This window comes from Bradyrhizobium sp. CAR08 (assembly GCF_052871955.1).
Window position 1 is genome coordinate 230,947 of record NZ_JBIXJX010000011.1, and the last position, 22,031, is coordinate 252,977.

General features: G+C 60.6%; 13 protein-coding genes and 3 pseudogenes. 9 read left to right on the forward strand and 7 right to left on the reverse strand.

Features of this window, described 5'->3' with window-relative positions; all coding sequences use genetic code 11:
* Nucleotides 1-86: 86 nt before the first annotated feature.
* Nucleotides 87-1,835 carry a methyl-accepting chemotaxis protein gene (locus ACIPUD_RS23890; RefSeq protein WP_446481651.1) on the reverse strand — a complete coding sequence of 583 codons (1,749 nt, stop codon included), beginning with the start codon at nt 1,833-1,835 and terminating at the stop codon, nt 87-89.
* 205 nt (nt 1,836-2,040) lie between these two features.
* On the opposite strand from ACIPUD_RS23890, the gene ACIPUD_RS23895 reads away from it, so the two are divergent.
* The 6 genes and pseudogenes from ACIPUD_RS23895 to ACIPUD_RS23920 form a co-directional block, all read left to right on the forward strand.
* Nucleotides 2,041-2,787, forward strand: coding sequence for a YebC/PmpR family DNA-binding transcriptional regulator (locus tag ACIPUD_RS23895; protein WP_085351776.1), 747 nt, complete (start codon nt 2,041-2,043; stop codon nt 2,785-2,787).
* Nucleotides 2,788-2,858: 71 nt separating this feature from the next.
* Nucleotides 2,859-3,386 carry a crossover junction endodeoxyribonuclease RuvC gene (ruvC, locus tag ACIPUD_RS23900; protein WP_018454591.1) on the forward strand — a complete coding sequence of 176 codons (528 nt, stop codon included), beginning with the start codon at nt 2,859-2,861 and terminating at the stop codon, nt 3,384-3,386.
* Nucleotides 3,383-4,000, forward strand: a complete 618-nt coding sequence (gene ruvA, locus ACIPUD_RS23905; RefSeq protein WP_085351777.1) for a Holliday junction branch migration protein RuvA — start codon at nt 3,383-3,385, stop codon at nt 3,998-4,000. The genes ruvC and ruvA overlap by 4 nt, the downstream gene beginning before the upstream one ends.
* A gap of 20 nt (nt 4,001-4,020) precedes the next feature.
* Nucleotides 4,021-5,055 carry a Holliday junction branch migration DNA helicase RuvB gene (gene ruvB, locus ACIPUD_RS23910; RefSeq protein ID WP_018454589.1) on the forward strand — a complete coding sequence of 345 codons (1,035 nt, stop codon included), beginning with the start codon at nt 4,021-4,023 and terminating at the stop codon, nt 5,053-5,055.
* Nucleotides 5,056-5,183: 128 nt separating this feature from the next.
* Nucleotides 5,184-6,101: a metallophosphoesterase gene (locus tag ACIPUD_RS23915; RefSeq protein WP_247475693.1), complete on the forward strand. Its 918-nt coding sequence runs from the start codon at nt 5,184-5,186 to the stop codon at nt 6,099-6,101.
* Between the two features lie 69 nt (nt 6,102-6,170).
* Nucleotides 6,171-6,260 (forward strand): annotated as a pseudogene (locus tag ACIPUD_RS23920) (acyl-CoA thioester hydrolase); the annotation flags it as partial.
* Here the strand turns inward: ACIPUD_RS23920 and ACIPUD_RS23925 are convergent.
* Together ACIPUD_RS23925 and ACIPUD_RS23930 are read right to left on the reverse strand one after the other, a co-directional pair.
* Nucleotides 6,233-7,936, reverse strand: a complete 1,704-nt coding sequence (locus tag ACIPUD_RS23925) for a recombinase family protein (RefSeq protein WP_007599977.1) — start codon at nt 7,934-7,936, stop codon at nt 6,233-6,235. The pseudogene ACIPUD_RS23920 and the gene ACIPUD_RS23925 sit on opposite strands and share 28 nt — an antisense overlap.
* A 749-nt stretch (nt 7,937-8,685) precedes the next feature.
* A pseudogene (locus ACIPUD_RS23930) lies at nt 8,686-8,847 on the reverse strand (IS256 family transposase); the annotation flags it as partial.
* 1,477 nt (nt 8,848-10,324) lie between these two features.
* Between ACIPUD_RS23930 and ACIPUD_RS23935 the strand changes: the two are divergent.
* On the forward strand, nt 10,325-13,429 hold the full coding sequence (locus ACIPUD_RS23935; RefSeq protein ID WP_446481652.1) for an efflux RND transporter permease subunit: 3,105 nt from the start codon (nt 10,325-10,327) through the stop codon (nt 13,427-13,429).
* A gap of 1,362 nt (nt 13,430-14,791) precedes the next feature.
* Here ACIPUD_RS23935 and queD read toward each other — a convergent pair.
* Entirely contained in the window at nt 14,792-15,154 is a 363-nt protein-coding gene (gene queD, locus ACIPUD_RS23940) for a 6-carboxytetrahydropterin synthase QueD (protein ID WP_085361592.1), read from the reverse strand.
* Between the two features lie 706 nt (nt 15,155-15,860).
* Between queD and ACIPUD_RS23945 the strand changes: the two genes are divergently transcribed.
* A complete protein-coding gene (locus ACIPUD_RS23945) occupies nt 15,861-17,279 on the forward strand; it encodes an MATE family efflux transporter (protein WP_446481653.1) in 1,419 nt (472 codons plus the stop codon).
* 86 nt (nt 17,280-17,365) lie between these two features.
* On the opposite strand, the pseudogene ACIPUD_RS23950 reads toward ACIPUD_RS23945, so the two are convergent.
* Nucleotides 17,366-17,769, reverse strand: a pseudogene (locus tag ACIPUD_RS23950) (IS630 family transposase); the annotation flags it as partial.
* Between ACIPUD_RS23950 and ACIPUD_RS23955 the strand changes: the two are divergent.
* A complete protein-coding gene (locus tag ACIPUD_RS23955; protein ID WP_446481672.1) occupies nt 17,734-18,003 on the forward strand; it encodes a hypothetical protein in 270 nt (89 codons plus the stop codon). The pseudogene ACIPUD_RS23950 and the gene ACIPUD_RS23955 sit on opposite strands and share 36 nt — an antisense overlap.
* A gap of 840 nt (nt 18,004-18,843) precedes the next feature.
* Here ACIPUD_RS23955 and ACIPUD_RS23960 read toward each other — a convergent pair.
* Together ACIPUD_RS23960 and ACIPUD_RS23965 are read right to left on the reverse strand one after the other, a co-directional pair.
* Nucleotides 18,844-20,244, reverse strand: coding sequence for an aspartate ammonia-lyase (locus tag ACIPUD_RS23960; protein ID WP_446481654.1), 1,401 nt, complete (start codon nt 20,242-20,244; stop codon nt 18,844-18,846).
* Nucleotides 20,245-20,343: 99 nt separating this feature from the next.
* Nucleotides 20,344-21,399, reverse strand: coding sequence for a LysR family transcriptional regulator (locus ACIPUD_RS23965; RefSeq protein WP_446481655.1), 1,056 nt, complete (start codon nt 21,397-21,399; stop codon nt 20,344-20,346).
* Between the last annotated feature and the right edge of the window lie 632 nt (nt 21,400-22,031).

Genomic DNA, 22,031 nt, shown 5'->3' on the forward strand with positions numbered 1-22,031 from the left:
GCCGTTCGCCGGCTCTCCGCGGCATTCCCATTCCAATATCGATCTTAGGAGGTGATTCGCGCGTTGGCGTCTTGCCTGAGCGCGCACTAAAGCTTGTAGGCCGTCCTGAATCCGCCCCAGTGCCGGCCTTGCACGCGGATCGGAACGTCGATCTCGCGCATCATCACCGTATTTCCGTTGCCCATGTCGCGTGCATAGCTCTGGACCAGATACGAGCGAAGGTTGCGCGCGGCAGCCAACCCCGCCAGATCGTTGAACATCCGCCGGTTGCGGCTGTTGGCCGTGTTCCAGGCGGCATCACCCGGCCGCTGCGGATGCGAATAGATCCTATTGTGCACCGGCAGGAAGCCGTTGCGATCGACCATGGCGCAGAATGCCATGCGCGGGTCCTTCGCCAGAAAGGCTTCCTGGAACGCCGGCAGCGCGCGATCGGCCCAATCCAGATATCTGGTGCGGTACTGCTGCGGATTGGTTCCGGCGATTTCGGCATAATCGGTGTCGAAGAGGTGGTCGATCTTCACCTCGCCGCGGGCAACCGCCTGCTCGAAGATCGCGGTCAGCGCATTACCCGCCTCCATGGCGCGGGTGACAAACTCCGTGTTCTCCTCGTGGATCGACCACAGCCTGTCCTCGATCTTCTCGCGGAGCTCGTCATTGGGACTAACGAATTGCGCGCGGGCACCGGCCTTGGATTGCTCGACCACGCGCAGGCGGCAGGCGCCGACGCCTTCGAGGGTGCCTTCGACCATGGCTTGCGATGCAAGGCGGCCCGCGTCCGCGCCGCCGATCAGCACGCCGTCCATCGCTATCTCGTAGACCGGCAGCACGCCGCGGGCGGTTTTTAGCTTGAGATGGCAGGGCAGCCGCTCGGTCTTGCGGCGGTCATCGTGCTCGCTCTGGCGCAGCAGCACGGCGCAGCGCGATTTCAGTTTCTGTGCGAAGGCGGTCACGGCCTTGCCTGCGCTGGCGACGCTCTCGCCGTGGCTCTCGGCCGCCTTGGTCGCAGCATCGATCTCGGCTGCGCTTTCGCCGACCGAGATGATGAACTGCGACGCGCTGGTCGCGTTGCCGGAGACTTCGCTGGTGGTGGCGTTCTGTTCGGCGACCGCGCCGTTGACGGTCTCGAACACCGGGCGGATGGCCTCAATCGCCTGCGAGATGCGGTGCACCGCATCCGCGGAGCCGGCGGCGTCGCGCTGCAGCGCGTCGATCTTCTTGGTGATTTCCTCCGTCGCGCCCTGGGTCTGCACCGCGAGTGCCTTGACCTCGGTGGCGACGACCGCAAAGCCTCTTCCCGCAGCGCCCGCGCGCGCGGCCTCGATGGTCGAGTTGAGCGCGAGCAGCGTCGTCTGCCGCGCGATCTGTGCGATCAGATTGACGACGTTGCCGATGGCGGCCGAGGATTCGCGCAAGCGATCGACGTTGGCGCGGGCTTCCTGTGCCGCGGCGCTGGCCTCGTCGGCGAGCTTGCCGGCCTCGCGAACCTGCGCCCCGATGCCCAGCGCCGACTGGGTGAATTTGTCGGCGGCATGGGCGAAGGTGGAGGCATTCGATTGCGCGGCGTTGGTCCGGCCGGTCAGGGCGTCGGTGCGGTCGCGAATGGCGGCAAGCGTCGTGGCGGTCGCCTCGGCGCCGCCGGCCACCGAATTGGCGGCGCGCTCGAGCTGGCGAATCATGGCGCCCAGTTCGAGTTCCAGCAGTTCCAGGATTTCCTTGGCCGAATCGCTTTCGACGGCCGCGGCAGGCTCGGAATGGGCCGCCGGCTGCGCGGCCTGCGGAGCAGCCGCAGGTGCAGCCATGTCCGGCAGACGCTTCCGAAATAGTCCGAATGCCATCAGGTCTCTCTTGTCGCGGGACGGTCGGAGGCTATTTTCGCAGGCTGGAATGAAATCAGGGTTAACGATGCCTGACATCTAGGCACGGGCCCGTACGGTGTTACCTTAAAGTCGTAGAGCCTCTTTCTTTCCAGTGGGGTGGCGGCCTATAAGGCCGCGCTTCCCACGCTCACCTTGGCGCACGAGTCCCTAGAGAAGATCACGCATGGCCGGACATTCCCAATTCAAGAACATCATGCACCGCAAGGGGCGGCAGGATGCCCAGAAGTCGAAACTGTTCGGCAAGCTGGCACGGGAAATCACCGTCGCGGCCAAGCTGGGGACGCCCGACCCCAACATGAACCCGCGCCTGCGTGCCGCCATCACCGCGGCGCGCCAGGAGAACATGCCGAAGGACAACATCGAGCGCGCCGTCAAGAAGGCGCTCGGCAGCGACAGCGAGAATTATGACGAGATCCGCTACGAGGGTTACGGCCCAGGCGGCGTTGCCGTCATCGTCGAGGCGCTGACCGACAATCGCAACCGTGCGGCTTCCGACATCCGCTCCTTCTTCACCAAGTCCGGCGGCAATCTCGGCGAAACCGGCTCGGTGTCCTTCATGTTCGACCGCACCGGCGTCGTCGAATACGACCGCAGCGTCGCCTCCGACGATGCGGTGCTGGATGCCGCGATCGAGGCCGGCGCCGACGACGTGATCTCGAGCGAAGGCGGCCACGAGATCTACGCCTCGACCGAAGGCTATCGCGACGTCGCCAAGGCGCTGGAAGCCAAGTTCGGCGAGCCGCGCAAGGCCGCGCTGATCTGGAAACCGCAGAACACCGTCGCGGTCGACGACGAGACCGGCGAGAAGCTGCTCAAGCTGATGGACCTGCTCAACGAGCACGACGACGTCCAGCACGTCTACGCCAATTTCGAGGTGTCGGACGCGCTGCTGGCGAAGATGGGCGGGTAGGGAGGCACTTCCCCTGTTACTTCCGTTCTGTTTCTGTTTCCCCCACGGCGGCCAGCCGCTATCACTGGCTCATGACGACGCTCCCGATTCGTGGCCCCGTTCGCATCATCGGCATCGACCCTGGCCTGCGCCGCACCGGCTGGGGCGTGATCGAGGCCGAGGGCAACCGCCTGATCTACGTCGCCTGCGGCTCGGTGGAGCCGCCGGACGATTTGCCGCTGGCGAGCCGGCTGCTCGCGATCCATGAGGGGCTGGCCGCCGTCCTGTCCAGTCACAAGCCGATGGAAGCCGCGGTCGAGCAGACTTTCGTCAATAAGGACGGCGTCGCGACGCTGAAGCTCGGCCAGGCCCGCGGCGTCGCCATGCTCGCGCCTGCGATGTTCGGCATCAGTGTTGCCGAATACGCGCCGAACCAGGTGAAGAAGACGGTGGTCGGCGCCGGCCACGCCGACAAGCAGCAGATCGCGATGATGCTCAAGATTTTGCTGCCGAAGGCCGATCCGCCGTCCGCGGACGCCGCCGACGCGCTCGCCATCGCCATCACCCATGCCCATCATCGCCAGAGCACCGCGCTGCGGCTGAAGGTGGCAGGCTTATGATCGGCAAGCTCAAGGGCCTGATCGATTCCTACGGCGAGGATTTCGTCATCCTCGACGTCGGCGGGGTCGGTTATCAGGTGCATTGCTCGACGCGCACGCTGCAGCATCTGCCCTCGCCGGGCGAGGCCGCCGTGCTGTCGATCGAGACCTATGTTCGCGAGGATCAGATCAAGCTGTTCGGCTTCCGCAGCGACCCGGAGCGCGAATGGTTTCGCCTGCTTCAGACCGTGCAGGGCGTCGGCGCCAAGGTCGCGCTCGCCGTGCTCGGCACGCTTGGGCCGTCCGACCTCGCCAACGCGATCGCGTTGCGCGACAAGGCTGCGGTGGCGCGCACGCCGGGTGTCGGCCCCAAAGTCGCAGAGCGCATCGTCACCGAGTTGAAGGACAAGGCGCCGGCCTTTGCCAATGTCGATCCGGCGGTCGTGCACCTCGCCGGCGCCGTCGACGACCAGCGCGCGCCGCGGCCCGTGGCGGACGCGATCTCCGCGCTGGTCAATCTCGGCTACGGCCAGCCGCAAGCTGCCGCGGCCATTGCATCTGCATCGCGCAGCGCGGGTGAGAATGCGGAGACCGCGCAGCTCATTCGCCTTGGCCTGAAGGAGCTCGCGAAGTGAGCGATCCCAAGGCCGACCGCATGGTCACGCCCGAGCGCCGCAGCGATGATGTCGGCGATACCGCGCTGCGCCCGCAATCGCTGTCGGACTTCGTCGGTCAGCAGCAGGCGCGCAAGAATCTGTCCATCTTCATCGAGGCGGCGCGCAAGCGCGGAGAGGCGCTGGATCATGTGCTGTTCGTCGGTCCCCCCGGCCTCGGCAAGACCACGCTGGCGCAGATCGTGGCCAAGGAGCTCGGCGTCGGCTTTCGCGCGACATCAGGCCCGGTGATCGCCAAGGCCGGCGATCTCGCCGCGCTGCTCACCAATCTCGAAGAGCGCGATGTGCTGTTCATCGACGAGATCCATCGCCTGAGCCCGGCGGTGGAAGAAGTGCTCTATCCCGCGATGGAGGATTTCCAGCTCGACCTCATCATCGGCGAGGGTCCGGCGGCGCGCTCGGTGAAGATCGAGCTGTCGAAATTCACCCTCGTCGGCGCCACCACCCGCGCCGGTCTGCTCACCAATCCCTTGCGCGACCGCTTCGGCATTCCGGTCCGGTTGAATTTCTACACCATCGAGGAGCTGGAAAGCATCGTCACCCGTGGTGCCCGCGTGCTCAACGTCGGCATGAGCGCGGATGGCGCCAACGAGATCGCGCGACGCGCGCGTGGCACGCCGCGTATCGCCGGCCGGCTGCTGCGCCGCGTGCGCGATTTTGCTTCGGCGGCCGATGCCGACAGGATCGATCGCAAGATTGCCGACCACGCGCTGAGCGCGCTCGAGGTCGATGCCGCCGGCCTCGACGCGATGGACCGCCGTTACCTCACGACCATCGCGCAGAACTATGGCGGCGGCCCGGTCGGCGTCGAGACGATGGCCGCCGCTCTGTCGGAGCCGCGCGATGCGATCGAAGACATCATCGAGCCCTATCTGATCCAGTGCGGCTATCTGCAGCGCACTCCGCGCGGCCGCCTGCTCACCTCGCACGCCTTTCGCCATCTCGGCATCAGCGAGCCATCGCGCGATGCGGCGGCACAGTTCGGCCTGTTCGGCACCGACGAGAGCGACGACTGATCTGCGCAAGTACGGACGGTCGGGCCGTCATGAATTTCCGGTGATTTCGTGCAGAGGGTCTGCACAAAAGCACCCCATTTCCGCTTCAATAGGGTCGCATCAACAAGCTGCATCACGATCAGGCTGCCATGATCACGCGCCGTCACCTCATCCGTTCCATCGGCGGACTGTCCGCCCTCGGCGCATCGACCGCGGCCTATGGCGTCGGCGTCGAGCCGGTGCTGCGGCTTCGCGTCACCCGCTATCATCCAACCCCGCGGCAATGGCCGGCGGATTTCCCGCTGAAGATCGCCGTGATCGCCGACATCCATGCCTGCGATCCCTGGATGTCGCTGGAGCGGATCGAAGCCATCGTCGATCGCACCAATGCGCTGAATGCGGATATCATCGTGCTGCTCGGCGACTATGTTGCCGGTCTGCACCAGGTCACGCGCATCATTCCGGCGAGCGAATGGGCCAAGGTGCTGGCCGGTCTGAAAGCGCCGCTCGGCGTCCATGCCGTCATGGGCAACCATGACTATTGGGCGGACAGGATCGTCCAGCAGGCTGGACACGGGCCGACGGTCGCGCATCGCGCGCTGGAGACGGCCGGCATTCCCGTCTACGAGAACGACGTCGTGCGGCTCGCCAAGGATGGCCGTGCATTCTGGCTCGCCGGCCTTGGCGATCAACTCGCCTTTCTGCCGGCGCGACGCTTCCGGAGCACGGGACGCTTCGGCGCCGACGATCTCGACGCGACGCTTGCCAAGGTCACCGACGACGCGCCGATCATCCTGCTCGCGCATGAGCCCAATATCGCGCCGCGCGTGCCCGCCCGCGTCGCGCTGCAACTGTCTGGCCACACTCATGGCGGCCAGGTCCGCCTGCTCGGTTGGTCGCCGGCGGTTCCGCCACAGCACGGCCTCCGGCTCGCCTATGGCCATGTCCGGCTCAAATGCGACGTCATCATCTCCGGCGGCCTCGGTTGCAGCATCATGCCGCTCCGCGTCGGCGTGCCGCCGGAGATCGTCGAGGTGACGCTGGGGCGTGGGCCGGCGGTGGTCTAGCCGCGCTTGCGCAGCCGGCCGTTTTTGCGCAAAACGGGCTAGTTACCGAAAAGCGAAGAGGCTCGCGACGTGACAGCTCATCTCGACGGCGAGATCCGCGACGGCCGCCACCATATGCAGGTCCGCGTCTATTACGAGGACACGGATTTCCCTGGCTTGCCATTGTCGTAGTATGCAAACGTGCTGATCTCTCGCTCCTTGCTGCGGTTTTCGGGAAAAAGGTTCTTTCCGTAAAGCGCGGAGCTGTTCAGGTAGGGCGTATATTCGTAGGGCATCCGCTTGCGAACCGGATGCACTACTATGCATTCAATCAAGTTGCGGAAGGCAATGCGAGTTTCGATCGCCTTCGGATTGGTTTTGAGCGCGGTGATAAGCCTTCTAACCTCCGAGGAGTATCGGTCACTGAATTTCGGGCGATCGAAGCCAACTAAATTTTCGCCGCCACCGCCCAGCAGCCGCAAGCGCTCTTCAACGCTTTCCCGCTCCAGGTCGCACTCATCGATCCGCTTGAGCAATTCGTCCGGCTTGCGGCGGCTATTTGCGATGGCATAAGAGAGGCGTTCGATCTCGGTAGTCAATACGCGGCGTCGACGCTCTAGCTTATTGTGTTCGCTGCCATTGTTCCGATCGTTTTTGCGCTCCTCCTTCCAAGTACGCATCGCCTCTTCAATGGCTTTCGGCGAAAGCAATTTCACCTGGATTTTTTCGGAGGCATCCTCGAGCAGAACGTCCATATCAAAGCTACGGGTGTGCTCGCAGGTGCCCCGCTGATGCGCGCTCGCGCATGCCGCGCGCGGCGCACCGTTACGCGAGGATTGAGCGATTCGCATATGGCCATTGCAGACGCCACACCGGAGCACACCGGCAAGCGGGTGCTCATTGTTGCGCGGACTCACGGCGCGACGCCGCGGCTGGCCAGTCGGTCCGAACATAGATACCGCGCGCACCCTACGAACCTTCTGCGCTAGATCCCAGAGCCCTTGCGGAACGATCCGCAGCTCTGGCTTTTTGACGATAATGTGGCGTTCTGCTGGATTGCAGCGCTTCTGTTTCTTCTGCGTCTCTGGGTTAAGAATTGTCGAGCGAACGTTCCAATGTATCTCGCCGATGTATAGTTCGTTGCCGATAATGCCGCGACCATGCCGACCGCCTGTGATGCACTGATGGTTCCAGGTGGTGCGACCCGCCTTGTTCTTGTGACGAGTTGCCCCTGGTGAGGGCACGCCTTCGCGGGTGAGGTCAGCGGCGATAGTTCGGGTCGAGCGGCCCGCTGCATATTCTTTGAAGATGCGGAGCACAATCTTTGCTTCGTTCTCATCGATTACGCGCTCGCCGGGCGCGCCCGGCCTCGGCCGATAACCATAGGCGTATGAGCCCGGAATTCTTCCGTTCGCAACAGCGTTGTCATGGCCGCGCCGAACCTTTTCGGCGAGCTGCGGCTTGTAAATCGTGTTGTACAGACTTGCGATGCTAATGTCAGTGGCGGTCGCGTAGACTCCTTTCTGATCCATCAGCTCAACGCCGTTGAACTCGAAAACCTGCTTGAGACGCTGGATGGTTGCGGGATCGCGCGACAAGCGGTCGAAATGCTCAACGACGACTACGTCAAACTGCCGGCTTCGCACACCGTTGAGCAAGCGCTGATAGCCGTCCCGCGCACCTTCGGTAAGACCAGATTTTGCGGCATCCACAAACTCGCCGACGACATCGAGGTTGTTGCGCAATGCGACCTTGCGGCAGAGTAACAGCTGACCGTCAATCGAGCTCGCCCTTTGCATGTCGCTCGAATAGCGCGCGTATATTACGGCCGTTTTCTTCGATGACGGTGTCGTCATGCCGGTCCTCCATCGGCTGCCCCGAGCCATGATTTTCATCCCGTGCGATCTGACGTCCGATGGCGCGCGCCAACTCAAACCAGATTTCCTCATTGTCCGGATTATCCCAGCTCTGAGGATGGGAGGGGGCAAGCGGTCGAATGGTCGCTCGTTGTCTTAAAGATCGGATGCGGGTAGGCATTTGCAAACTCGCGAGCGGAAGCTAGCGTAAATTTCCGCGCTGCGCTACGGCCAAGCCGCAGCGATTACTCGCAACGCGTCCCTCATGCTGGCTTCGGCAGCGTCGAATGAAAATGAAATTCGTCAAGTGCCGCAGCGTGCGTGAGGGCATTCCTGGCGATGAGGCGCGTAGTCCAGAGTAGAAATGCTAAGCAAAGCGGAGTAAAAATACTTGCGGGTGTCGGCGGCGTAAGTTTGTTATCGGGTGCGGGTGCGGGTGCGGGTGCGGGTGCCCGGTGCGTAGGAGCCGTCCTCGGTTCCCCACAGATTGTAGTGGCTGCCGCAGAGCCCGGCGAACTGTACGTTCAGCCCAGACGCGGTGGTCCGAGCCCAAGGAGCCTTCGATGATTGGGTCTTTTCTTATTCCGCTTGTTCGATCGCTCTTGCGTCGAGGCTCCAAGAGCTAGCAATCGCGTCTTCGTGAGCTCCGCAGTAGGGCGCGAAAAGCACTGTCAGAAATACTCGTGTTTTTCAGCATGCTGTAACTGGCGCTCGGGCAACCGGTTCGCCGGCAAGAGAGCCGGGCCCGGTCAGCTGGCAGCCGGAAGGCTGACGCTCGAATCATCGCTCAAAGGCGCGATGGTTTCCAGCGTCATGTAACGGGCACGCTGGACGGCCCATTCATCGTTCTGTTCGAGCAGGACCGCTCCAATGAGGCGAACCATGGCCTTCTCCTTGGGGAACATGCCGACCATATGTCCAAACCGGTTCACAGCCTTGCCGCACCACATCGACAAAGACGATCTGCTTCGGGCGTTTCGCCGACAAAAGCCGGCAGGCCGGCGCGGAGGTCGATGGGATAACGGAGGCAAAGTACGAAGAGGGGCTCACGGACCAATCCGCGATCTCTGGGCACGGGTCCACACTGTCCCTACCGGCTACAGCCGGTGCGGCGCGTCTACATCCCCAAGCCGACGGGGGTAGGCGGCCTCTCGGTGTGCCGGCCGCTAGAGGACAAGATCGTCCAAAGCGCGGTGGACAAGGTGTTGAGCGCCGCCTATGAGGTCGAATTCCTCGGCTTCTCCTACGGCTTCCGGCCGGGGCGGAATCCTCAGATGGAGCTTGATGCCCTGCATCCGGCTATCATGACATATCCAGTGTCTTCGATTCGGTCGACCACGAGTGGCTGCTGCGGATGGTGGCGCACAGGATTGCCGATCCTCGTATCCTGCAGCTCATCGAGCTGCGGCTGCGAGCTGGCGTTCTTGAGAGCGGCGAGAAGCAAGACACACGCCGCAAAGGGCAGGATCAGTCCGCTCCTTTCCAACATCTTCCTGCATTACATCCTCGATCTCTGGGTCGACCACTGGAGTGGTCGCCATGCACGCGGTCGCGTTGTGACCGTGCGCTTTGCGCACGACTTCGTCATCGGCTTCGAGAGCAAGGCAGATACCCAGGAAATGCTCTTGGCCCTCAAGGCGCGACTGGCCGACGCTCCATGCGGACAAAACCCGGTTGATCGAGTTTGGCGCGGTTCGCGGCCCTCCCGCGTCAGCCGCGCAGCGAGCGGTGGCCGAGACCTTCGCCTTCCTGGGGTTCACTTACTTTGCGGGCGGACCCGAGATGGCCGGTTCATCGTGAAGCACAAGACCGAAGGGAAACGCCTGTGCTCTCGAGCAACATCACAAGTCTCGCGCGGCTCATGCGGGCGTCGCTCGTCGACAAACGTTGGTATAGGTTATGCAACCCGTTCTATATCCCCCGCTTACCTCTGTAGAGTTGAGCTGCCCGTCGGCTTGTCTGTAGTTTCAGCGTCGAAGCTGGATCGTCCGAAGGGTGGGGCGGCGCGAAATCCTAAGCTGAGTTGATAAGTGTGCTGCAAGGCATTGCTGCCATTGAGGCGTGGGACGAGGTTAAATGGAAATACGTCAGCCCACTTCCGCGTTGGAGGTCCATCAGCACATTGTGTGCTCCCTCCAGAAGCAAGACCCAGTCATCTTGGACATCGGCTGCTACGACGGAGCTGACTCTTTACATTGTCTGCGGCTTTGCCCAGAGGCTCAGCTCTACTGGTTCGAGCCGGCCCCCCGGGGCGGTTGCTAGCTTAAGAGAAACATGGGGCCTCTACCCTGAGAAGGTGCCCCTACCCACAGTCGCCGCGTTGATGACTGTTGCTGTAGCCTGGCTTACTGGCGAATTTCCGTCAGTCTCTTGAATGCGAGCATCGCGATGGCATTTACCGAGCTCTTCATCAAACGTCCGATATTGTCTATCGTCGTCAGTCTCCTGATCCTGCTGACCGGCATTGGTGCGGCCACCGTTTTGCCAATCCGGCAGTATCCTAAGCTGACCAACACGGTCGTCAATATCACAACCTCTTATCCTGGCGCCTCCGCCGACATGATCCAGGGGTTCATCACCACGCCCCTTGAGCAAGCGCTCGCTTCGGCCGAAGGCGTTGATTACATTACGTCCTCCTCGGTGCTCGGTGCCTCGACGATCCAGGTCTATATCAAGCTCAATTTCGAGCCCAACGAGGCGCTCACTGAAGTGCTCTCCAAGGTCAACTCGGTCAAATATTTAATCCCTAAGGAATCGAACGATCCGGTCGTCACCAAATCTGCCGGTCAGACTACAGCTGTCATGTATATCGCCTTCTCCAGCGAAGAACTGACGGCCAGCGCGATCTCCGACTATCTCTCGCGCGTGGTGCAACCGATTATGTCAACTGTAGACGGCGTCGCAGCAGCAGACATCCTCGGCGGCCAGACTTTTGCGATGCGGTTATGGCTCGATCCCGCGAGAATGGCGGGCCACGGCGTGTCGCCAGCTGATGTTTCGGCTGCAATCGCGGCCAACAACTTCCAGGCTGCGGCCGGCCAGACTAAGGGCTATTTCACTCTCTCCGACGTCACGGTCAACACTGATCTGCGGAGTGTTGATGACTTCAAGCGCATGATCGTCAAAGCCAACGACGGCGGCTTTGTGCGCATGGAGGACATCGCGACAGTCGAGCTTGCGGCGCAGAGCACAAACGCCAGCGTCGCGATGAACGGCGAACACGCGATCTTCGTCGCCGTGCAGGCGAGCCCAGAAGGTAATCCACTGAACATAGCGCGAGGCGTTCGGGCACTGCTTCCAGAAATGAAGCGCAGCCTGCCGCCATCGCTGAAGATGGAAGTGGCCTACGACTCCACCAAGTTCATCCAATCATCGATAGACGAGGTGGAGAAGACGCTCCTTGAGGCCGTCGCGATCGTGATGTTGGTGATCTTCCTGTTCCTGGCCTCCCTGCGGTCTGTCATCATTCCGGTCGTCACCATTCCGCTGTCCATTATTGGCGTCTACAGTATGATGCTGGCGCTAGGGTTCTCATTCAATCTGCTGACCCTCCTTGCGATGGTGCTTGCGATCGGTCTCGTGGTTGACGACGCAATCGTCGTGGTGGAGAACGTTCATCGCCATATGGAAGAAGGTGCGTCGCCCGCGCAGGCTGCTACAAATGGCGCGGGCGAGATCGTCGGCCCCGTCCTCTCCATGACGATTACGTTGGCCGCCGTGTACGCCCCCATCGGCTTTCTCGGCGGCCTCACCGGCGCGCTGTTCCGCGAATTCGCGTTTACACTGGCGGGTTCGGTGATCGTGTCGGGCGTGATCGCGTTGACGCTGTCGCCCATGATGTGCGCGGTCTTCCTGAAGAGCGCTGAAGAGGGGCGGTTTGCAAAGTTTGTGAATCGTGTGTTCAGCGCCGTGACGCGCTGGTACGGCCGCAAGCTCGACCGCTCGCTCGACTATCGCCCGATTACCGGGCTGTTTGCGCTGACCATGCTGGGCCTCGTCGCCTTTCTGTATATGCATACTTCCAAGGAACTCGCACCCGAGGAGGATCAGGGTATCGTATTCGCACTGACAAAAGCGCCGAAATACGCCAATATTGATTACCTGGATTATTACGGCGCCAAGCTCGACAAGGCACTCCAGAAGTTTCCCGAGACGGATTTTCGCTTCGTGCTCAACGGCATCAGCGGTCCGCAGGGCGGCATGGCCGGGATGTTGCTTAAGCCTTGGGCCGAGCGCAAGCGCTCATCGATCGCTCTGAAATCGCTGGTCCAGGCCGAGCTGTCCAAACTGGAAGGCATCAACGCATTTGCCTTTAGCTTGCCGCCGCTTCCGGGCGGTTCGGGCGGCTTACCAGTGCAGATGGTGATCAAGTCGACGCTCGGTTTCCAGTACATCTACGAGCAGATGTCGAAGCTGAAGGATGTCGCGCGCGAGAGCGGTCTGTTCATGGTCAGCGACTCTGACCTTGAGTTCAACCAGCCGGGGGTGCGAATCAAGGTCGATCGATCCAAGGCGAGCGACCTTGGCATCACCATGCAGAACGTCGGTAGCGCGCTCGCGACCCTCCTTGGCGGAAACTACGTCAATCGCTTCAACCTGCAGGGTCGCTCCTACGAAGTGATCCCGCAGGTGCCGCGCGAGAAACGCCTGACGCCGGAATCACTTGGGAGCTATTATGTCAAGGCAGCGGCGGGCTCGATGCTGCCGCTATCGACCGTGGTCTCCATCGAGACTGCGACCGATCCGAACGCACTCACCCACTACAACCAGCTCAACTCCGCGACCTTCCAAGCCGTACCGATGCCCGGCGTCACGATCGGTCAGGCTGTGGACTTCCTCGAGAGCGAGGCAATGAAACTGCCCGCAGAGTTCAGCCACGACTTCCTCGGGGACGCCCGTCAATATGTGCAGGAGGGTAACAAACTGGTCATCACCTTTGCGTTTGCACTCATCGTCATTTTCTTGGTGCTTGCGGCGCAGTTCGAAAGTCTGCGCGATCCCCTCATCATCATGTTCAGCGTTCCCATGGCAATCGCCGGCGCCTTAATCCCGCTATTCTTTGGCTTGGCGACGATGAACATCTACACCCAAATCGGACTGTTGACACTGGCTGGGCTGATATCCAAGCACGGTATTCTGATGGTCCAGTTCGCCAATCAGCTGCAGCTCAAGGAGAGACTCGATCCCCGCTCGGCCATCGAGATGGCGGCGCGCGTCCGCCTCCGTCCAATCTTGATGACCACGGCGGCGATGGTCACGGGCCTCTTACCTTTGTTGACCGCAACGGGTGCTGGCGCCGCGAGCCGCTTCTCGATCGGGCTCGTGGTCGTCGCGGGCATGTCCATCGGCACGCTGTTCACGCTTTTCGTGCTGCCGGCGCTCTATGTCGCGATCGCGTCGGATCACCGCGCCGACGCGAGTTCCGATCACGTCCAGAACGCCGCCGAGCTCGCCTTCATCGGAGCATCCGATGCCCACCTGGCCAAGCGATGATCCTAGCGATCAACTCGGGTTTGCTCGATCGCTCCGCTAGCGTAGGGGCGCTGCTCGCCGACCGCGGTAACTTGATCGCACTGGGTGCCTGCAGTTCATGGCGGCGGACAGGAAGGATGATCCGCGGCTGCTGCGCTTCGTCTCGATCTACTGCTTGCCCGAGGTGAAGGACTACATCGCGACCAAATAACGGCCGCTTCATTGTGCAGATGTGGTGAGCGACGGATGCCTGGGAGGGTTTCACGGGCCCTTGCGCGTCCGGACCTTCAAACCGGTGGTGCAAACCTTGGGGGGAATCATGTGTTCGGCGAAGAGCGCGTCGCGGATCCGTTTCTGCTCCGACAGGCGGATGCTGTTGTTACCTGATCGAGCAGGCCACCGCCACGTGATTTGCCGGACATCAGGACAGCATAACTCGCAAGATTGACGTCGTCCGGGACAGGGACAGAATCCATGTTCCCCGAATGAGTGGCGTACCCATTTTGGAGAATTATTCACTTCCTGACCGCGCTGCGCTTGCTGTCTGAAAAGAGACCGCTGATGTGCTGCAGGCTTAGGATAGTTGCCAAGAAATTCAATTCGCGCGAATTCTGGGCGCGCAACGAGCCGGCGCAAGGCGCGATAGTCCGGCGGTTGCTCGAGCGCGGCCGCCATTTCGGCTAAGGTTTGGGGATCGTAGGCTCCCGGGATGAACCCGCGGTCGGTGCGGGCCTGACTGCACTCAATCGGATGCGGCGGGGCGAGGCATCGGTTCCTGTGGACAGCTGTTCGTCCGGTTTACGTCCGCAGCTATCGGCTGGGTGGAAATAACCAGTCGGCCAAGGGATGCATCCGTGACCAGTCAGCGCGGACGCGCGAGTCCGGCACCTCGCCAGCTTCAATTGAGGCTTCGCCCGTCGAAGTGTCGAACGGGGGGTATTGACGGCGATGTCTACGGCGAGCTCGCGCACATGCGGGTTGCGCGATCTTGCATCCACCCGTGCTCCTCGCATTGGCGGCTAGCGCCGACCTGCTGCAGCACGAAGTCGCCCAGCCGCAGCGTCCGGGATGGCGGGTCGTCTCGCCGGTACAATCAGCATCGAATTCGCTCCTCAGGACGAATCCCCTCAAATCGTTCCGGCGGTTAGCACAACGCGGGATTCCGAATCGTTTGGCCGGAAGCTTTTCGAATGCGGTCACGTGATGGGTGTCATCATAGCCAAACCGGGCGCTCCCGTCGGATCCAAGGGCTCTTCTGTGAGCGCGGAAATCTGGCCGCGGGCGAGGCGGATGAAGAGCCGAATCGCAGATCGAGCAAGTCCGCTTCTGAGCCGAAGAACGACAGGCGCGCCGCATCGACACAGTCCCAAATGAGCGCTGAATTCAGCGATCGGGCCCGTCATATTCCGCCCAACTATCCGTCGTCTCGTACACCCTCACGCTCGAGAGTTGGGCGAGGCGCGGTTTCGCGTGCTCCCAGATCCAGATGGCGATATTTTCCGCCGTCGGATTTTCCAGTCCCGGGACGTCGTTCAGGCAATGGTGATCGAGCTTCTTTATAAGAAGGCCAAACGCTTCCTCCATGTTGAAGAAATCCATTACGAATCCGGTGTGCGGATCGACGGCCCCGTTCAGCACGACCTCGACGCGATAGGAATGACCATGCACCCGATGACAGCGATGTGTCTGCGGGACGTTTGGAAGTCGGTGCGCTGCCTCGAACTTAAATGCTTGCGATATCTTCATGTGATGCCGAGTGTTTGTGGGACTGCACGCTGAGCCGCCATTTCGGCTGAGCCAAGCAGTACGAGATAGCCCGCCGCTCGACGGCGTCAGGGCGGTCTTTCGATCGAAGCAGAAATTGTCCGAGCCACGCTCATCGAACCGGTCTGGCAGGCTGCCGGTTGCGGCCACACGAATTTTCAGTTCGTGTCCGCGAGTGACGGCCAGCGCGGCGCGATTTACTGACGCAAATCCAATCACCACGCTGGCCGGGGCCGGCAGCCTGCCGTTCGTCTCGATCGCGCTGAGGAACCCGATATCGTGTACAGATTGCAGGACATCATCGAACCACCACAGTGGTTCTGAGCACGTTCATTGCTTGTGCCATGCAGATGATGGAGCGTCTACTACAAGATCCGGTAGATGCCAAAACCAACTTGAGGCTCTAGGGTCTGGCCGCGTTTCCCCGCCGATCATCATCCCGAGAAGTGAACGCAACCGGCACGATGCTCAACCAAAGGGCGGAACGGCACAATATGACTAGCAGAACCTGGGGGCTACCCTCGAACACCTCAGTCAGTATTCGCTACAACTGACGGGAGGCGTATGCCCAGGCAAAAATCAGCTTTGAAAACGTCAACATATCCAGGCGATCACGGCGTGCCAGAGCAGATCCGGAGAGGATTGCGCTGAGTACGCCATCGTCGAATTTGGAAAAGTTCACTCGTCCGTGAATGGACCGAATACAGAAATCGCCCTCGACAGCAAGCGCAATGTGATGCCAAAGAAAAAACAGCACGTCGATCTATCGGACCAGAATCTCTTGAGTCTTATCCTGCGGCTCGCCATTCCGTCTGTTGTTGGATTATCGATCCATGCGCTGCAGCAGGTCGTCAATGCGATCTTTGTTGGCGCCCTAGGCGCGCAGGCGATCGCAGCTGTTAGCATGACCTTGCCGATCGTGGTCCTGCTCGCCGCAGCCGGACAGGGGATCGGTGTTGGAGCAGCGTCGTTCATATCTCGTCATCTGGGCGCTCGTGAGTACCTAGAAGCGAGTCGAGGCGCAAGCACGGCACTCGCGCTCGCCGCTCCGATCGGTATCACAGTCACCCTCACTCTGCTTCCAAATCTGCCAGGGATATTTGCAACGCTCGGAGCTACCCGAACCATCATGCCCGTGGCGCTTGACTACGCGGGAACGGTTTTGTTGGGGTACACCCCGATGCTACTAAATACAGTCAGCGGGTTCATTGTAAGAGCCGAAGGCTATACACGATTTAGCATGTGGGTGATGATGACCGCGTTTATCCTGAACGCTGTGCTTGATCCCGTCTTCATATTTTCACTTGACCTTGGCGTGCGAGGCGCAGCCCTCGCAACGCTGGTGTCTCAGATCTCTGCTGTCGGACTGTATATCGCGTATTTTACGAAGCTTGGCGGGACGGTTCTCGTCAGGATATCTCACATATCATTGCGAGCAGATCGCATCAGACAGCTCGCGTTGGTAGGCGCGCCGGCGACAATGACGAGTATCTTATCTGCTCTTGCCGTTATGCTCTTGTACGGAGCTGCTGCGCCGTTCGGCGACGATTCCATCGCCGCGGTTGGAATAGCTGTGCGTATCTTGATGGTCGGCGCACTGCCTATCACCGGGTTCTGTATTGGCGCTCAAGCTATCCTGGGTTTCGGTTGGGGCGCACGCGACTATGCTCATATATTGAGGGCTGCGAAGTTCATGCTCTTCGTGACGATCGCATTCTCGGTGCTGTATTCTGCGGCCGTTGTGATTTTTGCGAGGCCTTTGGTGAGCCTATTTAGCGATAACGAGTACGTCACCGAACTTGCCGTCTCGACCTGCATCGTGTTCCATCTCTTCTTTGGACTGTTTGGGGTGCAGAGTTTCGTGACGGCAATGCTTCAGTCATTTGGGAGAGCGCGCCTCAGTGCAATTGTGTCCTTGGCCAGGCAGGGATATCTCTTCATACCGGCCGTACTGTTATTCCCGCTGGTAGCGGGTTTTAACGGACTGTTAGCCAGTCAAGCGCTCGCAGAGCTTGGCGCCGGAATAATCGCTCTCATCGTCATGTTCAACCAGTTCGGCGAGCTCAGACGAGCGCTCCGGCACGGTCCTCAAGAGCGATCGGGATAGCGGGTTGAGCTGAGAACGGATATGATCGAGGTACAGAGCATTCGGCGCTAGCCTCCTGGGAGGCTCGCCGTTAAAGCGTGATGGGACTAGCTTCGATAGCCTGAGTTTTTGAGGTAGTTGGCGCATTCTTCGGGTGTAAATGCATAAAGGAGTTCGCCGATGGCGGCGCAGACCGCATCGACGGTTCGTGCGGCTGCCTTGCGGAGCAGATGCTTGAGTTTGGCAAAGACTTGTTCGATGGGGTTCAGGTCGGGTGAGTATTTTGGCAGGAAGAAGAGCTTTGCTCCGGCGAAGCGGATGAGCTGGCGCACGGCTTTGCTTTTGTGGCTGCCGAGATTGTCCGGGACGACGATGTCGCCGGGCCGAAGGGTCGGCAGGAGAACCTTCTCCACATAGATCCGGAAGCTCTCGCCATGATTGGTCCCTCGATGAACCATGGCGCGTCGATCCGGTCATGGCGCAGGGCCGCCAGAAAGGTAATGGTTTTCCAACCCATCTGGCCCCGAGCAACGCTGCCGGTCTCATCGACCCGCTTCATCCAGCCGATCGCCGTGCTGATCGCCACTCCAAACTGCTTGGCGGCCCGATTGCGCGCCCTAACGGCCAAATTAAGGGCGTCAGCTCTTACGGCATTGATATCGCCCAAAGGCGGGAAGTCGAAGCGCCCCAAGGCAGTGGCAATGTGGTCGGCCGTGAAGCGGGGGTGATCTCAATCGAGAACTGACTGTCACACCAGTAACATGCGGCGTTTCCGAATTGGTGAATGGAAATGCGAACCCCCTTTGCGCTTTGCCACTCTATGGCAAGCAGCTAAATGCAAAGGCGCCAATACAAAAGGTGATGCTAACTTTTGCTACAAACCAGGTAAACACTGGCACGGTCATCGACAAGGCCTACAGCCAGAGCATCTTGATTGACCTTACCTTATACTCAAACCGAATGTCGCATACGACATAAACAACGGCTGGGAGTGGGGAAACTTCAGCTGGGCCCAGTCGATACGACGGATGAGATTCTGACGCGCGCAGCTGCCTCTCGGCATCGGATGGATTTCGCGTGCCTCAGTGCCGTCTTGAATACGGCAGAGAACGAACGAAAAAACTTGGGCCCGTGTTCGAACCTGCGGGACTCGATCACGCCTCGTGAATGTATCATCAGGTGAATCAGGCCGTAACCAGCTATCGGAGAACTTGCACATCTTGATCGGGCTACCGGCCGAACAGGATGTGAAGATTGGCGAAGGCCAGGACGGCCCCACGCGAACGGTTAGAATACGTTATCGACGATGTCTTACGTGTTTGCTGACTTTGCCCATCACTGCCCCTGGCACTACGGCCAGGCGCGTCAGTATAAGCACGACTTGAAGAGAGGCCGGAGCACTGACCTATGAACAAGCGGCCTCTCCATCGCGGCGCATCGTCTCATCTGCCGCATCGGGTTGGAGACAGGGCGATGGCGAGTTGGCTGTGGCATGACCTTCGTAGGTTGATCCTCTGGCGTTGTGCATCGACTCGCGGCATGCTCGTGAGCCCTTCGCGTACAAGGGCAAGTGCAGAATCGCGGCTCATGCGGCATTCTCGCGATAACGGGTGCTCTCGTGCAGCATCTGCAAAACCGCGCTACGGTTCAGAAGTCCGCGGTCGATCGCGATTTCGATGAAGGGCCGCATTTGCTCAGCGGCTGTAAGCACAAGTGTCGATACCTGTTCATAACCAAGGCGCCGTACGAACACGGTCGCAAGAGCCGAAGATTGCATCAAGTTGCTGAGCGACCGTTCCCGGTCTGCCCGGATCCCCGAGATGCATTGGTCGGCAAATATTCTGGCCGATCGCGTCAAAAGCTCGATCGAATCGAACAGGCGCGAGGCGATGACTGGCTCGAAGTGATTGATTTCGAGTTGGCCGCTCAACGCTGAGAGAGATACTGCGGCGTCGTTGCCCACGATAGCGAACGCAACTTGCTGGATCATCATCGGCAGGACTGGATTGAGTTTACCTGGCATGATCGAAGAACCGGGCTGGAGAGCGGGCAACCGCAATTCGCCAAGCCCCGTATTTGGCCCAGAGGAAAGGATGATCAGGTCAGAGGCGATTTTCGCCATTACCTCTGCTGCGATGCGGATTTCCGACGACACGCGTGCGAAGACGTCGGCGTTCTGCATGGCATCGAACATGTCGTCGGCTGGGCGTACGGCGTGGCCCAAGATTGCCGCAAGATGTCCATAGACGGCACGGCGATAGCCCGGCACTGCTCCGAGCCCGGTGCCAATCGCAGTACCTCCGAGGGGAAGCACCATCAATTCCTGGCGCGCCACCGACAGCTTCAAGGAGAGCCGCTTGATCGCTGATGCGTAACCGCCGAACGCCTGACCGAGCGTCATCGGCTGGGCGGCCTGCATGCATGTGCGGCCGACGCGCAATACGTCAGCGAATACAATGGCCCGCTCCGAAAGAGCGGCCGCCACCTGTTCCAGCGCACCCACCAGATCGCCGGACCTTTCGTGCGCCGCCAACTTGAGCGCCGAGGGCAGCACATCGTTCGTCGACTGGCATAGGTTCACGTGATCATTTGGGTGGATCACGTCGTACCGGCCGGGCTTTTCACCGACAATTTGCAGGGCCCGGTTCGCCAGAACCTCGTTCATGTTCATGTTGATCGATGTACCGCCGGAGCCTTCGAGCAAATCGATGATAAACTGCCCATCGTGTTTACCAGCAATGACCTCGTCCGCAGCCGCGATTAGTGCTCCTGCTACTTTGGCGTCGAGGGCTCCGAGCTCACGGTTCGCCGCCGCGGCAGCGCGCTTGATGCGCGCTAGTGCCCGAAGAAGTGCCGGCTGATCACCGAGCTTCTGGAGTGAGATGTCGAAGTTCTCGCTCCCACGCAGGGAGGCCAAGCCGTACAGGGCGCGCAGCGGCAGCTCGCGCGTTCCTAGACTGTCTATTTCGGTGCGAGTCGCTGACATCTCTGATCCCGGGTTCGGACGCTACGCAAACAACTCTCTCCGAAGACGGGCGAGAGTTAAAGCTAAGATCGGAGATGTTATGGAGGCTGATAAGTATGATTAATTAGGGTTATACTGTTCGTCGAGAGTCCGGGTGGAGCCACCCGCAACGCACCGGCAGGCGGCGTCCTCGTGAGCGAGCGGATCCAACACGATGCTGCCGACGGAACGAGCCATCCAGGGAATTTGAGCCGCGATCTGGGGCAAGGTCCAGTTCCGCAGGAGCACACGAGTATCATCCGCTATTCGCGCAGCCAACGTGCCTAATCCGCCTTGCTTAGTCACCAACGCGATCGTGCGCGAGAGGCCGGTCGCCGGCAATGGCATGACTTCGAGCGCCGGTCGATGGACGGCAGCCTGCAATATGCACAGGGGTGCTGTAATCGCCACGCCCATGCCATTGGCGATCATCGAGAGCAGCGAGTCCGACGTGTCGAACGACATCGTCTGCGGATGCTCTATCCTTAGACGCCGGAGATGACGTTCAATTTGCGTTCCCATGTGCGAACGCGCGGTGTAGCGGATAAGTCGGTGCTCGAGTAGTAGGTCGTCCAGTGGACGATCGCGAAGAGTATCCGCCCAGGCAATCGGTGCTACCAGGAGGAATGGCTCGCGCAATAGGGGTAAGCGGGTAACTTCGTCAACGCCCTCCATTGGATCCGATGTGACAGCTGCATCGATCTCGTTGCGCATCAATGCCTCGGCATGCGCGGGTACCAGCCCCGAATATGCGCTCACGCGAAGCGCGATTGAACCCGCCATGAGGCTGCGGACCAACAGTGGTCCCACTGTGGACGCGAACGTGTCGATCATCCCGAGCCGAAGGTCCTCGCGTTCGGGACGCGCTGCGGCGGCCCGCATTTCCTCGACAGCTCGTCCGACGCGCAGGGTTATCTCGCGCATGTGGGTGAGCAGAGCTTGCCCCGCCTCCGTGGGCCCAAGGGGACGACGATCGCGACGGACGAGGGACGCGCCAATATGCGCCTCCGCGCGCTTCATCGCTTGTGAAACGGCCGATTGAGTGATGCCAAGTCTGAGGCCGGCCGCGCTCATGCTGCCCTCTTCGATGACGACGGCCGCGACTTCCAGTACACGCAAATCAGGCAAACTAAACATAGGAAGCCTAACGCTAATGGATTTTTATCGGGTGTGCCACTAGTCCGTTTTCTCAGTTGCGGCGAGTCAATCTACTCGACAGGTTGGCGCACCGGAAACTCGCGCTTACTGCGCAAACAGCCGATTCCAAAGCGGCAGCGGTGGAACTGTTCGATGACACTTCATTTATCGACATTTCCAACCGCTCCAATTTCGGCGCAGAGTTCGATCCGGTGTGTCTGGAGAGTCCGCGCCAGATGACAACATTTCCGGGTGGCGGATCTGCGGCCCTGGCCAGGTCGCCACCCAATTGTGCAAGTTCGGTCAAGTAGAATGCGGGGGTTCCAAGGCGACCTCGTTGAATGCCGACGTCCTTGATGAGTTCATCGGGCAATACGATCTCGGTGTCCGTGAAGGCGATCTTCGGTGATGCGTCCGGGCCGTACGATCGAGCATGATGAGCCAGAGGACGCGCCAGCTGAGAGGGCAGACGACCGCCACCAAACTAGCGAGCCGCTCCGCGGTCCGCAGTTTTGAGTCCTCCGCCCTGCAGCCCGATTTTAGGAGCTTCTGGAACAGCTCGATTTTCGTGCACGCACCTATTGGATCATGGACGTAGCCGCGCCTCTCTCTTGTCAACGATGAGTGCGCCG